This is a genomic window from Pedobacter sp. Bi126 (genome assembly GCF_918698245.1).
In the GTDB taxonomy this organism is placed as follows: domain Bacteria; phylum Bacteroidota; class Bacteroidia; order Sphingobacteriales; family Sphingobacteriaceae; genus Pedobacter.
This window is the reverse complement of sequence record NZ_CAKKMS010000006.1, coordinates 233,759-247,639: the sequence shown is the minus strand read 5'-3', so window position 1 is coordinate 247,639 and position 13,881 is coordinate 233,759. Positions and strand designations below refer to the sequence as shown.

13 protein-coding genes are annotated in these 13,881 nt (G+C 37.9%); 6 read left to right on the top strand and 7 right to left on the bottom strand.

Annotation, left to right across the window (positions count from 1 at the left end; all coding sequences use genetic code 11):
- Positions 1 to 83: 83 nt before the first annotated feature.
- Positions 84 to 776, bottom strand: a complete 693-nt coding sequence (locus tag LQ201_RS21290; protein WP_230145174.1) for a DUF4397 domain-containing protein — start codon at positions 774 to 776, stop codon at positions 84 to 86.
- 168 nt (positions 777 to 944) lie between these two features.
- Entirely contained in the window at positions 945 to 2,567 is a 1,623-nt protein-coding gene (locus LQ201_RS21285) for an ABC-F family ATP-binding cassette domain-containing protein (protein ID WP_057933412.1), read from the bottom strand.
- A 518-nt stretch (positions 2,568 to 3,085) separates the two neighbouring features.
- Here LQ201_RS21285 and LQ201_RS21280 point away from each other — a divergent pair.
- The 4 genes from LQ201_RS21280 to LQ201_RS21265 all read left to right on the top strand — a co-directional run bounded on the left by LQ201_RS21280 (position 3,086) and on the right by LQ201_RS21265 (position 5,439).
- Complete coding sequence (locus LQ201_RS21280; RefSeq protein WP_230145175.1) at positions 3,086 to 3,646, top strand: hypothetical protein; 561 nt, start codon at positions 3,086 to 3,088, stop codon at positions 3,644 to 3,646.
- 104 nt (positions 3,647 to 3,750) lie between these two features.
- A complete protein-coding gene (locus LQ201_RS21275) occupies positions 3,751 to 4,326 on the top strand; it encodes a nitroreductase (RefSeq protein WP_230145176.1) in 576 nt (191 codons plus the stop codon).
- A gap of 263 nt (positions 4,327 to 4,589) precedes the next feature.
- Positions 4,590 to 4,934, top strand: coding sequence for a DUF1801 domain-containing protein (locus tag LQ201_RS21270; RefSeq protein ID WP_230145177.1), 345 nt, complete (start codon positions 4,590 to 4,592; stop codon positions 4,932 to 4,934).
- Between the two features lie 52 nt (positions 4,935 to 4,986).
- Entirely contained in the window at positions 4,987 to 5,439 is a 453-nt protein-coding gene (locus tag LQ201_RS21265) for a 3-oxoacyl-ACP synthase (RefSeq protein WP_230145178.1), read from the top strand.
- Positions 5,440 to 5,648: 209 nt separating this feature from the next.
- Here LQ201_RS21265 and LQ201_RS21260 read toward each other — a convergent pair whose 3' ends face one another.
- From LQ201_RS21260 to LQ201_RS21245, 4 genes are all read right to left on the bottom strand, one after another.
- Entirely contained in the window at positions 5,649 to 6,818 is a 1,170-nt protein-coding gene (locus LQ201_RS21260) for a DUF3298 and DUF4163 domain-containing protein (protein WP_230145179.1), read from the bottom strand.
- 97 nt (positions 6,819 to 6,915) lie between these two features.
- Positions 6,916 to 7,797 (bottom strand): polysaccharide deacetylase family protein, encoded by an 882-nt coding sequence (locus LQ201_RS21255; RefSeq protein WP_230145180.1) that lies wholly within the window; start codon positions 7,795 to 7,797, stop codon positions 6,916 to 6,918.
- A gap of 10 nt (positions 7,798 to 7,807) precedes the next feature.
- Entirely contained in the window at positions 7,808 to 9,169 is a 1,362-nt protein-coding gene (locus LQ201_RS21250; protein WP_230145181.1) for a M1 family aminopeptidase, read from the bottom strand.
- Between the two features lie 56 nt (positions 9,170 to 9,225).
- Entirely contained in the window at positions 9,226 to 10,104 is an 879-nt protein-coding gene (locus tag LQ201_RS21245; protein ID WP_230145182.1) for a polysaccharide deacetylase family protein, read from the bottom strand.
- 176 nt (positions 10,105 to 10,280) lie between these two features.
- Between LQ201_RS21245 and LQ201_RS21240 the strand changes: the two genes are divergently transcribed.
- Positions 10,281 to 12,788, top strand: a complete 2,508-nt coding sequence (locus LQ201_RS21240) for a DPP IV N-terminal domain-containing protein (RefSeq protein WP_230145183.1) — start codon at positions 10,281 to 10,283, stop codon at positions 12,786 to 12,788.
- 187 nt (positions 12,789 to 12,975) lie between these two features.
- Here the strand turns inward: LQ201_RS21240 and LQ201_RS21235 are convergent, their stop codons facing one another.
- Entirely contained in the window at positions 12,976 to 13,203 is a 228-nt protein-coding gene (locus LQ201_RS21235) for a hypothetical protein (protein WP_230145184.1), read from the bottom strand.
- A gap of 231 nt (positions 13,204 to 13,434) precedes the next feature.
- Between LQ201_RS21235 and LQ201_RS21230 the strand changes: the two genes are divergently transcribed.
- The gene (locus LQ201_RS21230; protein WP_230146690.1) at positions 13,435 to 13,878 is read left to right on the top strand and encodes a PepSY-like domain-containing protein; all 444 of its coding nucleotides are present in this window, start codon (positions 13,435 to 13,437) and stop codon (positions 13,876 to 13,878) included.
- Positions 13,879 to 13,881: the final 3 nt, after the last annotated feature.

Genomic DNA, 13,881 nt, shown 5'->3' with positions numbered 1-13,881 from the left:
TTATTGCAAATTTAAGAAAAATAACCCCACCCAACTTTTTGAGTGGGGTCAATTTTCGTTTTCACAGGTAGAGTGAAATATTTTTATTTATTTGTCATCACTGATAAGCCAACTCCAGTACTATCGGTTTTGCTCGATAAGCCTTTAGCCCAGATGGTATAAATTTTACCTTTTTCGATTTTAACGGCCGGTAAGCTCACTTTAACTGTTCCGCTTTGCTTTAATTGGAAAGTATAGCTGTCGTTCGGTGCAATATTGCTGAAAGTGGTGAACTCTTTAAATGCTTTTGCAGTAAATAAAGGTGCATCTGTACCTGCAATAGCTAAATCAAATGGGGCAGAACCCGGACTTAAGTTTACAAAACGAACTTTAGCCTTGTCCGTTTCAGGTGCTTTTAAATCATCCTCAAGAATTAAAAGTTTTGTTGATTTTAAAGTATCTACTACGAAAACCGAATAGAATGATCCTTCTTTTAATATGGCTTGAGCTGTGGTTAAATATTTTAAAGAGTCTTTTTTAGCAACACCCACCAATCTTGTTCCTGGATATGCGGCATAGTATCCTAAATCTTTAGTGTAGGTAAAGCTATTTATTTTTTGGTTATCCAAGATAAAATCCAGCGCGCCTGTTCCAGGTGATGCATGAACAAAGCCAATACCGGCCGCTTCGATAGGGTCGTTATTAAAATCTTTTTTACAAGCCGTAATGGTTAAAGCTATCGCTAAGAGAGAGAGTATAATTTTTGTAGTGCTAAAATTTTTCAAATTCGTTTTCATTTTAATGTTTTAAATCAATTTTTTGAACAAAATTGGTTAATGGCCATTAACGCTTTTTTCTTGTAAAACGATTAATGAGATGAAAACGCTACAACAGATACAATTTATTATAAAGAAAAAGCCACATGTAGTGCATGTGGCTTTTAAATCAATATTTTAATTGAAGAATTAAGAATACATTTCTTCTCTTAGTTTCGCAACATCGCTGCTGTTGATATATTCATCGTAAGTCATTAACTTATCAATAGTGCCTTTTGGCGTAATTTCAATAATGCGGTTAGCCACTGTTTCGGTTAACTGGTGATCTCGTGAGGTAAATAATATTGCACCTTTAAAATCTTTCATACCATTGTTCAGTGCCTCAATAGATTCCAGATCCAGGTGATTGGTTGGCTCATCAAACATTAACAGGTTGGCTTGTTGTAACATCATCCTCGAGAACATACAACGCATTTTTTCGCCCCCTGAAAGCACTTTTACGTTTTTAAGTACCTCTTCGCCCGAGAATAACATACGGCCTAAAAAGCTGCGTACAAATTGCTCATCCGCATCGGTACCAGAGTACTCACGTAACCAATCTACCAGGTTTTCATCTTTACCGGCAAAATACTCGGAGTTGTCGTTAGGAATATCTGCAGTGCTAATGGTTACACCCCATTTAAATTCTCCTCTATGGTCTGTATCTCTGCCCGTTAACACATCATAAAATGCTGCTGTAGCTAAACTATTCTGAGATAATACAGCAATTTTATCACCTTTATTTACCATGAAAGTAATTTTGTCGAACAAAACACCATCGTTTCCATTTTTGCCCAGGTTTTCTACCTGTAAAATCTGGTCACCAGCCTCACGGCCAGTATTATTGAAGATAATGGCTGGGTATTTTCTGCTCGATGCTTTAATTTCGGTGATATCAATCTTATCTAAAGCCTTCTTACGAGAAGTTGCCTGCTTTGATTTAGATGCATTTGCGCTAAACCTGCGGATAAATTCCTGTAGCTCTTTCACCTTATCTTCCATTTTTTTGTTCTGATCGCTACGCTGTTTTAATGCCAGCTGACTAGATTCGTACCAGAAGGTATAGTTACCGGTGTAAATGCTCATTTTAGCGAAATCGATATCTACAATATGCGTACATACTGCATCTAAAAAGTGCCTGTCGTGCGATACAACCAATACAATATTCTGGTAATCGGCCAAAAAGTTTTCTAACCAGGCAATGGTTTCGATATCCAAATCGTTGGTAGGCTCATCCAGTAATAAAATATCGGGATTCCCAAATAAGGCCTGTGCCAATAACACACGTACTTTCTGCGTATTGTCTAGCTCTTTTAGTAATTTATAGTGGTTATCTTCGGTAATGCCCAAATTGCTCAACATGGTTGCAGCATTGCTTTCCATATTCCAGCCATCCATTTCGGCAAAAAGATTTTCAAGCTCTCCGGCACGTTCGCCATCTTTCTCCGAAAAATCTTCTTTCATATAAATGGCATCTTTCTCTTTCATGATGGCATAAAGTTCCTTATGGCCAATCATTACGGTTTCTAATACCGAAAACTCATCAAATTCGTAGTGGTTTTGTTTTAAAACCGCCATTCTTTCGCCTGGAGTAAAAGCCACACTACCAGAAGTTTGGTTAACTTCTCCCGATAAAATTTTTAGAAAAGTAGATTTACCTGCGCCGTTAGCCCCAATTACGCCATAGCAGTTGCCCTGGGTAAATTTTAGGTTAACATCTTCAAATAATGTGCGTTTGCCGTATCGTAACGATAAATTAGAAACTGAAATCATGCTATAATTGAAATAAGCCGCAAAGATACGCAAAAAGGTTGAGGGTAAAAAGGCAGAAGAAGGAAAGGTTTGGGATTAATATCTGAAAAAAAAGTTGAAGGCGGGAGGGGAGGGTAGAAAGGCTGGGGTCGAAAATTTGAAAATGAAGGGCCTGATACTTTGTGACCCATACAGTCCCGTTATCCGCTTTACTACGTTGCACTCCGTGTTCGCTACTACCGGGTTTATTTTACGAAGGGGAGAAGCTTTTTGGTCAATGGCTTAACACTATAGCTTAAAAACAATTGTCTCTTAACCTAACCTACGAGGTTTATTAACTCGATTTATTTTTAGGCAGTGAGTTTTGCGTTAGGGACTGTAAGGGTTCAGTGGCGATCCTTCATCGGTACCGTAGCGAAGCGGAGCCCTGAAAAAGCCCGACCCTTGCGCAGCTTGGGTAACGCCCAAATTAGTTTGCTAACCTCTCTGGTTTCAAAAAAATGTGAGATTTTGTCTAATAAAAAATATATTTTCGTTTTATGCAAAAAGATCTCTTGCTCGAAACCATAAAAACAACCCTTCAGAAAAGTAAAGTAAAAAAGTTAGCCGCAATTGCCTCAGAAGATACCTTTTCAGTGAAAGATCTGATTGATTTAAGTTTTTACCATGACGATCAGATCGGTTTCAGGGCCGCATGGATCTTAGAAAATGTATTTACTAATCATCAGCAAAGATTTCTGCCCTATGCGCTTTATTTTTTGGAGAAATTTCCGCAACAAAACAATTTATCTGCACTGAGGCATTATGTTAAAATCCTGGCCTTTATGACGAAGAAAAATGCCGCTCCAGAAATTAAGAAGATTCTTGCCGGTTATGATACCGATCATTTGGTAGAAGTTGTTTTTGCCTGGTTAATTGATGAGAAGATTCCTGTAGCCGTAAAGTCACATTGTTTAAATATTTTGGCCAATTTAAATACCAAACACAATTGGATAAGAGAAGAACTTTTGCAGACGATGGATTTCCTGGTAGACAAAGAAAGTATTGGCTTTTTTGCGAAAGTTAAACAGATCAGGAAGCAGTTGGCAGCTCGCAGTTAACAGTTTGAGGTTTTCAGTTAGCATAGCGTCAAATCTTTTATTAGAGGTCGAATTTCTCTCTCTCTTTCAGCTTTAGTCTTTCAGCTTTTAGCTATTTTTACCAAATGAGTACAACATATGATATTGTTTCAAAAGTTATAAAAGAACGTCGCAGTATTTTCCCTGCAAGCTATATAAAAAAAGAAATTCCGGTTGAAGTAATCAACCAGATTTTAGAAACAGCCAATTATGCACCAACACACAAATTAACCCAACCCTGGCGTTTTGTCGTGATCAGAAAAGCGGGATTAACGAAACTTGGAGAAGAACTGGGTAAATTATATAAGGAATTGGTTAGTCCGCAACAGTTTTTACAGAAAAAATACGACAGCTTTGCCGAAAAAACAAGTCAGGCCGATTGCATCATTGCCATCAATATGCAGGTGAGTGGTAAAATACCGGAGTGGGAAGAGCTGGCGGCCGTTTCGTGTGCTGTTCAAAATATGGCTTTAACTGCCGAAAGCCTGCAGGTAGGCGCCTATTGGAGCTCTCCACCTTTAATTGATGATTTAGGTGATTTCTTAAGTCTGGGTGAAAATGAAAAGTGCATTGGCTTATTTTACATGGGCTATCACAACGAAAAACCCTGGGCGCCAAACCGGACTTCGATAGAAGAAAAAGTGAGGTGGATAGAGGGGTAGTTCATTGGTTCATTAGTCAATGGTTCATTAGTAGGTACTGTTAATCGGTTAATTGACTTCAAACTAAGGACAAAAGACTTCGGGCTATTGGTTAGTCAAGCGTCTTCGTCATCTCGACTGGAGCTTAGCGGAATGTTCCAAAGGAACTCCTTAGGAGGAGAGATCTTTAAACAAAAGTACCAATAGGTTAACTTTAAAAGATTTCTTCCCGAATTTTCGGGATCGAAATGACGATCTTTCTAAAAATTCACATTATTTAATGTATGTTAAATCCTCTTGATAACTATTTCGAGCAAAAAGATGAACCGATTAAAAGTTGCCTTCAATATTTAAGGTCGCTTTTAATGGGCTATGCTGATATTACAGAGCATTGGAAGTATGGAATGCCTTTTTATTACCATAAAGGAAAAATGTTCTGCTATCTTTGGACACACAAAAAGCTCCATCAGCCTTACATCGGTTTGGTTGACGGAAATAAAATTGAACACGAAGATTTGCTGCAAGAGAAAAGAGCCAGAATGAAAATTTTATTGATCAACCACCTCGAAGATATCCCCAAAAAGAAAATCGAATCTATTTTAAAACAAGCCTTTGCCTTAAGGAAATAGGCTGTCTTCCATTTAATATCATCCGTTTACATTTTCTATTACCCATTATTATATGTCTGCATTAAAATCTAAACTTTATCAGCTTTGCTTAACTTTCATTCAAAATAGGATAGAAAATATTGAATATTCTCTGCAACAAGCCAGGCAAGCTTCGAACGATGATACAAAAAGTAGTGCAGGCGATAAATACGAAACTACGCGCGAAATGATGCAGCAGGAGATGGACCGCAACAGTAAATTACTGTACGAAGCCGGACAACAGAAAATTGCATTACAACAGATCGAAAATGTAGAATCAGATCGCCTGGTTAAAAACGGAAGTTTGGTTTTAACCTCAGAAGGTAATTTTTATATCAGCATCAGCGCTGGTGAACTTAATACCGATGGACAAAAATTCTTTGCCGTATCGCAGGCTTCGCCAATCGGAAGGTTTTTGATCGGAAAAGCAATAAATGAAAGCTTTAATTTTAATGGTAAAGAATATATCGTAAAAGAGATATTATAAAGTTTTCAGTTTGGCAGTTTACAATTTGCAGCAGGTAGTTGAGTTAAAAGTCTGCGTAATCTGTGTAATCTGCGGGGACAATTTATAGTTATTCCCGCTGATTTAAGATGATAAACACAGATCGTAAGTTTTCGGTTGGCGGTTTTCAGTTAATCAATTAACCAATAATCAACTGAAATCTGAGGAACTGTCAATTGTAAACTGGAGAACTACTTAATACTCATTCTTTGGGCAAAAGCCGGTACCAAATAAGTCTTTAAATCCGAATAAGGAATAAACACTACAATTTGCCCTTGTGCATAACTTGCTACTTCATAGGGGTTGTACATAAAAGCAATCCCATTCGCATTGAAATAAAAATTTTTGTTCGGTTTAATAAAGTCATCAAATAGTACGGTGCTAAGTGCATCTTTGGCTTTAATGTTATATTCTTTACGAAGATTGCGTTCTAAAATACTTTGTAAGGTATTCGAATCTATTTTGATGATATCGCTAAGCACCATTTGTTTTTTGTTTTTCACATCTAAACAAAACATTACGCTGCTGTAATTGCCATGTGCACCACCAGTATAAGCGTCAGCAAGGAAATCGATTACTACATAACCATTATCATTGTAATTGATAGATTGCTGGCTGTTATTGGTGTAGTTCATCCATGCCTGAAAATCATTGTCGTGGCCATTTTTTTGTTGCTCGGCAACCTGCATCTTATAATCTTTAAAATAAGCGGTGGCTATGTTTTTAAAGCCAATGGAGCGGTCGATATTTGGCTTTAGCCCTGAAATTTTTTTAAGTTCCGAGTTTAACCAATTGCCGTACTCATCATCATTTTTGCTTTCCAGGTATTCAAAACTGATTTCAGCCGCAGGCGATTTTGGCTGATTGGCAAATGCTTTAACCGAGTCTTTGTAAATCCCGGCGCTGAACGGATAACTGCCCTCAGGATATTTTTCTGTTAAAGCTATCGGGTATTTTTTGGTCTTATCGCCACTTTCCCAATTGCCATTAAAGCCACTTCCATTCCATTTTAAAGCTAAATGGGGCGATTTAAAATCCTGTGTGAAGTATGATTCATAAAAACTATATTCAGCGAGGATAATGCTATCTTTCCCGATTAAAGTGTCCGTTGATAGGTTAAGCCACGAGCCATCATAGTAATAAGTACCACTTACATCATCATCAACCTTTTGCAAGTGCATCACTACTTTTTTGCCTGCAATAGTACCTTCCAACCGCTTGTAAAAACTTTCTGCAAGTTCGGTTTTTGCATTCGCCGTACTATCACTTGTAGTTTCAGCGGTATTGGCTCCATTTTTAGGGTTGTTACAGGCAGATATAATGAGTAATCCGAAAAGGAAACAATGCAAATAATATTTCATAGGGAGGGTATAAAGTTTTAATGCTGTAAAGTTCGGATGTTGAAACGTTGTGCTTAACCTTTCAACATTTAAACACACTATATTTTAAACCTTTTTGCTATGATTTTGTTTTATTAAAACTCTTGTTGATGCTGTAATATAAATTTTTCGCGGTATATCTTCCAGGATCAATTATTCGCCTGATGGTGTAAAGTGGATAGTTTTCATCCCGTGCTGTTGAAAGTATAAATGCCGCTTTAAAGCCATGTTCTTTTAGCTTGTGTAAGGTTGAAGCTTTGAAAACACCGTAAGGATAGGCGAAATACGCTACTTTTTTACCCGTAATCTCTTCCAGTTTTTTAGTTGGTGCATCAATTTGGGTTGTCCAGTCCTCGTCGGTAAACTGCGCAAAGTTTTTATGATCATAGGTATGGCTGGCAATCGTATTCCCTTCGTCAGATAACTGTTTAATCTGTTCTTTAGTCATGTAGTTGATCCGTCCTTTTCTGCCGATCGATACCGTCATAATAAAATAAACGCCTTTAAAGCCGTATTTTTTCAATGTTGTATTCCCAATGGTAAATTGATCTTCATCCGTATCATCGAAAGTAATCATGATTGGTTTTTCGGGCAACTTGGCACCATAAACCAGATAATTGTATAGCTGATCGGGTAGAATAGAATGATAACCACTATCGGCCAGCATTTTCATGTGGCCTTTAAATTTGTCAGGGGCAATAATATCGTCGTGCGCTCTTTTACTGTCACTGGCAATGTTGTTTCTAATCTGGTGGTAACACAGAATGGGCACCTCTCTGCGGGCCAGAATGGTTTTGTTATCTGCAGGTTTGGTATTGGCCGAATCGATATTAATCTCTTTGATCGTGCTGGTTGCAACAATTTTTTCTTTTGGTTTATTGCTCGAACAAGCCAACGAAAATGATCCTAAAAATAAAATTGATAAAAGGATGTGAGTAGCGGATTTTAAATGTTTATTCAAAGTTTTTAATTTATTTAATCAAAGAAACGGCGTTTTCGGAAAGGATAAACTCTTTTTCATAAGCATCCCATTCTTTTTGAGTAATGCCCGATTTTAAAGCATTTTTTCTGAAGAAGTTATAATCAGTTAATTCATTTTTAGCAGTTAAGCAGGTGTTTAAGAATTTAAATATACGTTGCTCACCAATCATTTGCTCCAGGCCACGGAGCAGAAACGGACCGTAAGTGTAGCGGTAGGTACCTGAGATCTCATTAATTTCTTTAATGGCATTTAAAGGTTTGGCTTTAAAATCTTTCAGTTGTTTAGCCCTGTCCTGAAAATATTTAGTGCCGAAAGCTTTTCCGAATTTTTCTTCGCTTGCTTTTACCGATAAATACTCTGCAGTAGATTCTAAAAAGAACCAGAACAAAGTAGAGTTGGGTTGTAATACGTTGCCGAAATAATAATGGCCAATTTCATGTGCGATAAATGGGTAATCGTTCTGGTTTTTAAGTTTATGTTGTTCCTCATCAATCATATCGCCCAGTTTAATGCCTGCAAAAGCAATGGTTGGAAAAGCCACAAAACCCCAGCTTCTGCCTTTGTTAAATTTTTCTACCGGCGCATGCTCAATAAATACATTTTTTGTTTCGTATGGGATTTTTAAAACCTTATAATAATAGGCTTTCATTTCAGCAATATTCTGTTCAAAAACATTCAACTGCTTATCATTCATTTGCGTGTTTAAAAATAGCGCACCATTGGTTTTTTGTACATTATAATCTCCGGCAAAAAGCATCGGCGCAATGGGGATATTCGATTTAAATCTGGCAATTGGGCCCGGTTTAGGCAGGTCGCCGTTTACAAAAATCATCTTAGCATCCTTAACTGTTACCTGGATATCGAAGGTCATCTGTTCAATCAGCTTGTCGTTTTTGATGTCGTAAATAATAGGATACCACTTAGATTGATCAGCAGCCCGTACGGTTTTGCCATTAAAAGCAATCAATCCCTTAAAATCTATAAAGTTCAGTGTATCCGTATAAATTGGGAATGCTCCTGTATAGGTAATATGTAGTTTACCAGGATTTACCAGTGTACTGTCTTTATATAACGGAACGTAAGTTAAACCCTCACCACGCATGGCACCACCATAAAAGCCAGAATATTTTAGGGTTTGATTTGCAGAATCTTTTATCGCCTTAATGTTAAAGCCCTTATTTAACACAATCTGATAGTCTTTTGCCAGGTTGGGGATGTTGTTAAGTACAAAATCGCAGGTAATTTGGCCTGTAGCCATTACAACTTCTACTTTTCCGCTCAAGTGTGGTGTTTGTGCATGGAGCTTAATGATCTGAAAGAACAATAAAACAAATATTGCAATTTTTTTCATGTTGTGGAGTAACTCGTTAAAAAGAAAGTCCCCGGCTTTTGCCGGGGTTATTTTACTTAAAAGCTATTTTTAATGCTATTGCTTAATGTTTTAGGCGACCAGTAACCACTGGCTATAATCCTGCGGATGGTAAACAATGGGTCTTTTTCATCGCGTTTGGTTGATAATTGATAAGCCATTCTAAAGCCACGTTTTTTAAGCTCAGGAATGCCTTCTGCATTCCATAAACCAAAAGGATAGGCAAATTCTGTCATCTTTTTACCTGTAATTTCTTCCAGTTTTTTGGTTGGTTTATCTAATTGCTCTTCCCAATCTTTACCTGCATATTTTTTAAAGTTTTTATGATCGTAAGTGTGGCTACCGATCACATTTCCTTCGTCAGCAAGTTGTTTAATCTGCTCTTTGCTCATGTAATCTACAAATTTGCCTTTTTTGCCGATCGAAACGGTCATGATGAAATAAACAGCTTTATAACCCAGTTTATCTAAAGTAGGGCGCACAATGGTAAACTGATCCAGGTCAGTATCATCAAAAGTTAGCATAATGGGTTTGCTCGGTAGGGCAGCACCAGTGTTCAGGTAGGCATAAAGCTGATCGGGTAAAATGGTATGGTAGCCACTATCGGCCAGCATTTTCATCTGGTCTTTAAAATTCTGGATTTCTACAATATAATCTTTACCTACTTTTCCATCGGTTGGTTTCCAGTTTCTTACCTGGTGATAACATAAAATAGGTACCTGTTTCCGGGCTAAAATGGTTTTGGCATCGGCAACCTTTATTTTCGAAACGTCAACTGGCGTTCCGGTGCTTGCTGCAGCTTCGCTGTTTTGTGCAGTAGAATCTTTAGCGGCAGAATTTTCTGTTTGAGATTTAGATTGGCAGCTGGCAAATAAGATTACTCCGGCTGTTATTAGGGTTAAAAAGCTGTATTTCATTATGAGGATATATAACTACAAAACTATAAAATCCGTCAATTATTTAACCATCAAAATAAATTGTGTTAATAATTAATTTCTGGTGCATAAAATTGACCTAACTATCGCTTTTATTACACATTTAAGCCTGCTTAATATGCTTTAATTAAATAATTTAGCGGCTCAAACAAATTTTGATGAATAAACTTTATAAACTCCTGCTGTGTGCGCAGTTTTTATCCTTAACTGTAGCTGCACAAAACAAAACATTTACCTTAACCGAAAATATTCAGTCACAGCCTAAAGCAAATTATCAGCTTGCATCGCGTTTTTCGCCAAATAAGTTGAAAAAAATGGTTTATTCTACCACTGTAGATCCACATTGGCTAAAGTTGAGCAACCGTTTCTGGTATACTTTCGAAAGTCCGAAAGGAAAATTCTGGTACCTTGTAGATCCTGCATCGAAAAGCAAAAAGCTGATGTTTGATAATGCTAAACTGGCAGCAGATATTACCCTGATTGTTCGCGATCCATTCGATGCCGAACATTTGCCGCTTGAAAATCTGAAATTTGCTGCTGACGAAAAAAGTATTTCTTTTGAAATCAAAAGTACTGTCGATGAGCTGAAAAAAGACAGAAAAGATAAAAAAGCTGCAGATTCAATGCAGAAGAAAATATTTTCTTTCAAATACGAACTGGCCAGCGCGAAATTAACTGAGGTGCCAAACTTCAGTAAGCCAAAGCCAAAACCATCATGGGGATCAGTAGCACCCGATTCGTCGGCCATTATCTTCTCCCGTAACTACAACCTGTATTGGATGGATAAAGACAACTACAAAAAAGCAGTTAAAAATGAAGATGATAGCACGATTGTAGAACATCAGCTCACTAAAGATGGGGTTAAGTTTTATTCGTACGGAAGTGATGGCGATGGTGAGAACAACGTAGAGAACGAAAAAAATAATAAAAAACGCCGTGGTGCTTATGTGCTTTGGTCGCCGAACTCGAAATATTTTGTATTGGATAGAACCGATTCGCGTAAGGTTAAAGATCTTTGGGTAATTAATAGTGTTACACCTGGCCGTCCGACCTTAGAAACCTATAAATATCAAATGCCGGGAGAGGCTGAAGCCCCTCAGGATGAAGTTTTGCTGTTCGACTTTGCTGCAAAATCTTATAAAAAACTAAGTGTTGCCGCATTTAAAGATCAAAGTGTTTCAGTTTGGAGCAAACCATCATTAAATAAAGACCGTGATAACGAATTCCGTCCGTCTATTTGGTTGGGTAATGATAGCAGATTCTATTTTTCACGCACCAGTCGCGATTTAAAACGTATCGACATCGGTACGGTTGATATTGCTACCGGAAAAGTTACGCCTTTAATCGACGAGCGTTTTAATACCTATGTTGAAGTCAACCGCCCAGGTTTGATAAATGATGGCAACGAACTGATTCATTGGAGTGAGCGCGATGGTTGGGCACATTTTTATCTTTTTGACGGAAATGGGAAGCTGAAAAACCAGATTACCAAAGGTGCTTTCCACTGTGAGAGTATCGTAAATATCGACGAGAAAAAACGTATCCTTTATTTTACGGCAAATGGCAGGGAAGGTAAAGAAGATCCTTACTACTTACATTTATACAGCATCAATTTTGATGGTTCGAACATGAAACTGTTAAATGCAGGTGATTTTGACCATGTGGCGAATATGAATGATAACAATACTTTCTTTGTTGATAATTATTCGAGGGTAAACACAGCGCCAAAAGCCACGCTTTACGATGGATCTGGCAAAAAAGTGATGGATCTTGAAACTACAGATCTTTCATTATTGATAACAGCAGGTTACAAATTTCCTGAACCTTTTAAAGTAAAAGCAGATGATGGAATTACCGATCTGTACGGTGTAATGTACAAACCTTTCGATTTCGATCCGAATAAAAAGTATCCGATTATCGAATATGTGTACCCAGGCCCGCAAACAGAAGCGGTAAACAAAGCTTTTAGCAAAAGCATGGACCGTACCGAACGTTTAGCTCAATTTGGTTATATCGTAATTACGGTAGGTAACCGCGGAGGCAACCCTTCGCGTTCTAAATGGTACCATACGTATGGTTATGGCAATCTGCGCGATTACGGTTTGGCAGATAAGAAAACAGCTATTGAGCAACTGGCAGCCAAATATTCTTACATCGACGAATCGAAAGTGGGCATTACGGGGCACTCTGGCGGTGGCTTTATGTCAACAGCTGCTATGTTGGTTTATCCCGATTTCTTTAAAGCTGCGGTTTCGAACGCAGGAAACCACGATAACAGCATTTACAACCGCTGGTGGAGCGAAAAACACCATGGTGTAAAAGAAACCATTTCGTTAAAAGGCGATACTTCATTTAAATACAGCATTGATAAAAACCCTGATCTTGCCAAAAACTTAAAAGGGCATTTGTTATTGATGCACGGCGATGTAGATAATAATGTCCATCCGGCAAACTCTATCCGAGTGGCCAATGCACTAATGAAAGCCGGTAAACGTTTCGATTTCCTGATTATTCCTGGTCAGCGCCATGGTTTTGGAGATATGACGGAGTATGCTTTCTGGAAACTGGCTGATCATTTTAACAAATATTTAATCGGCGATTTTTCTGAACCGAGTGATGTTGATCTGGTAGAAATGGACAGAGATATTGAACAGAACGGAAAATAAATTTCATTAACCACAGATAAAAAGGATGCACACAGATTCAATCCGTGTTTATTGGTGTCTATCTGTGGTTAAATATTTTTACTGCAAGCCATCTGTTTTTTTAGAAACAATTTTTCCTTGCCATGGTTTGTGTCCTCACAAACCATTTTTTATAACGATAAGTCGTCATTGCGAGGCTAATTTTTCATTAGCCGTGGCAATCTATCCGATTTAGTGTTAGGAACAGAGTAGGTGCACCTGCAACCTCAAAAATGGAATACTGTCTTGGCCATCTAGCCCCGGTTGAAGCGGTACCCTGCAGCAACGAGGTACGAGGCGGCGAAGCGTATAAGCGTAAAACGGGAGAGGCTAAATGTTTTGCACAGGTATTGCGCTCCAAAAAATCGTAACTGTTGAGACTACCTTCGTTTGCCATGGCAATCTATCAATCAGTGTTTGTTTTTGCACATCTTGTTATTTATTTAACCACAGATAAAAGGATGAACACAGATTCAATCCGTGTTCATCAGTGTCCATCTGTGGTTAAACCATTTTTCTACGAGTCATCTGTTGTTGTTGGGAAACAAATTTCCGCCCATGGTTTGTGTGCTCAAAAACCATTCTAGTGGTTTAGAAACAATTTAATGGATATGGCTGTTGTTTTATTATGAATTACAAAAGCACAATTTTGGCAGCATTACTTTTAGTTGGAGGAATTGCCAGTAGTAGCGCTCAAGATATAGATCAAAAAGATGTTCCATCAGTTATTAAATCAGCATTTAATAAAGCTTACCCAAAAGCAACAGATGTAGATTGGGAAAAGAAAGGCGCAAATTATGAGGTCGATTTTAATTTGGGAAAGGTAGATCATAAAGCCACCTATGCGGCTTCGGGAAAAACAGTTTCTTTCGAAAAAGATATTCCTAATGCCCAATTGCCGGCAGTAATTGCTAAAAACATTAAAGCAAAATACCCAAAAGGTAGAATCGATGATGTAGATTGGATTAATACTGCTGGAAAAATAACCTACAAAATCGATATCGAAGGTACACCGGATGTTAATGTTTGGTACGATGCCGGTGGGAAATTTATCAAAGCGGTAGCCGACTAAAAT

Coding starts and splice junctions, on each gene's coding strand:
- LQ201_RS21260 (WP_230145179.1), bottom strand. CDS start 6,818: ATGAAATATTATTTGCATTGTTTCCTTTTCGGATTACTCATTATATCT.
- LQ201_RS21230 (WP_230146690.1), top strand. CDS start 13,435: ATGAATTACAAAAGCACAATTTTGGCAGCATTACTTTTAGTTGGAGGA.
- LQ201_RS21265 (WP_230145178.1), top strand. CDS start 4,987: ATGTCTGCATTAAAATCTAAACTTTATCAGCTTTGCTTAACTTTCATT.
- LQ201_RS21275 (WP_230145176.1), top strand. CDS start 3,751: ATGAGTACAACATATGATATTGTTTCAAAAGTTATAAAAGAACGTCGC.
- LQ201_RS21240 (WP_230145183.1), top strand. CDS start 10,281: ATGAATAAACTTTATAAACTCCTGCTGTGTGCGCAGTTTTTATCCTTA.
- LQ201_RS21280 (WP_230145175.1), top strand. CDS start 3,086: ATGCAAAAAGATCTCTTGCTCGAAACCATAAAAACAACCCTTCAGAAA.
- LQ201_RS21250 (WP_230145181.1), bottom strand. CDS start 9,169: ATGAAAAAAATTGCAATATTTGTTTTATTGTTCTTTCAGATCATTAAG.
- LQ201_RS21270 (WP_230145177.1), top strand. CDS start 4,590: ATGTTAAATCCTCTTGATAACTATTTCGAGCAAAAAGATGAACCGATT.
- LQ201_RS21235 (WP_230145184.1), bottom strand. CDS start 13,203: ATGGCAAACGAAGGTAGTCTCAACAGTTACGATTTTTTGGAGCGCAAT.
- LQ201_RS21245 (WP_230145182.1), bottom strand. CDS start 10,104: ATGAAATACAGCTTTTTAACCCTAATAACAGCCGGAGTAATCTTATTT.
- LQ201_RS21290 (WP_230145174.1), bottom strand. CDS start 776: ATGAAAACGAATTTGAAAAATTTTAGCACTACAAAAATTATACTCTCT.
- LQ201_RS21285 (WP_057933412.1), bottom strand. CDS start 2,567: ATGATTTCAGTTTCTAATTTATCGTTACGATACGGCAAACGCACATTA.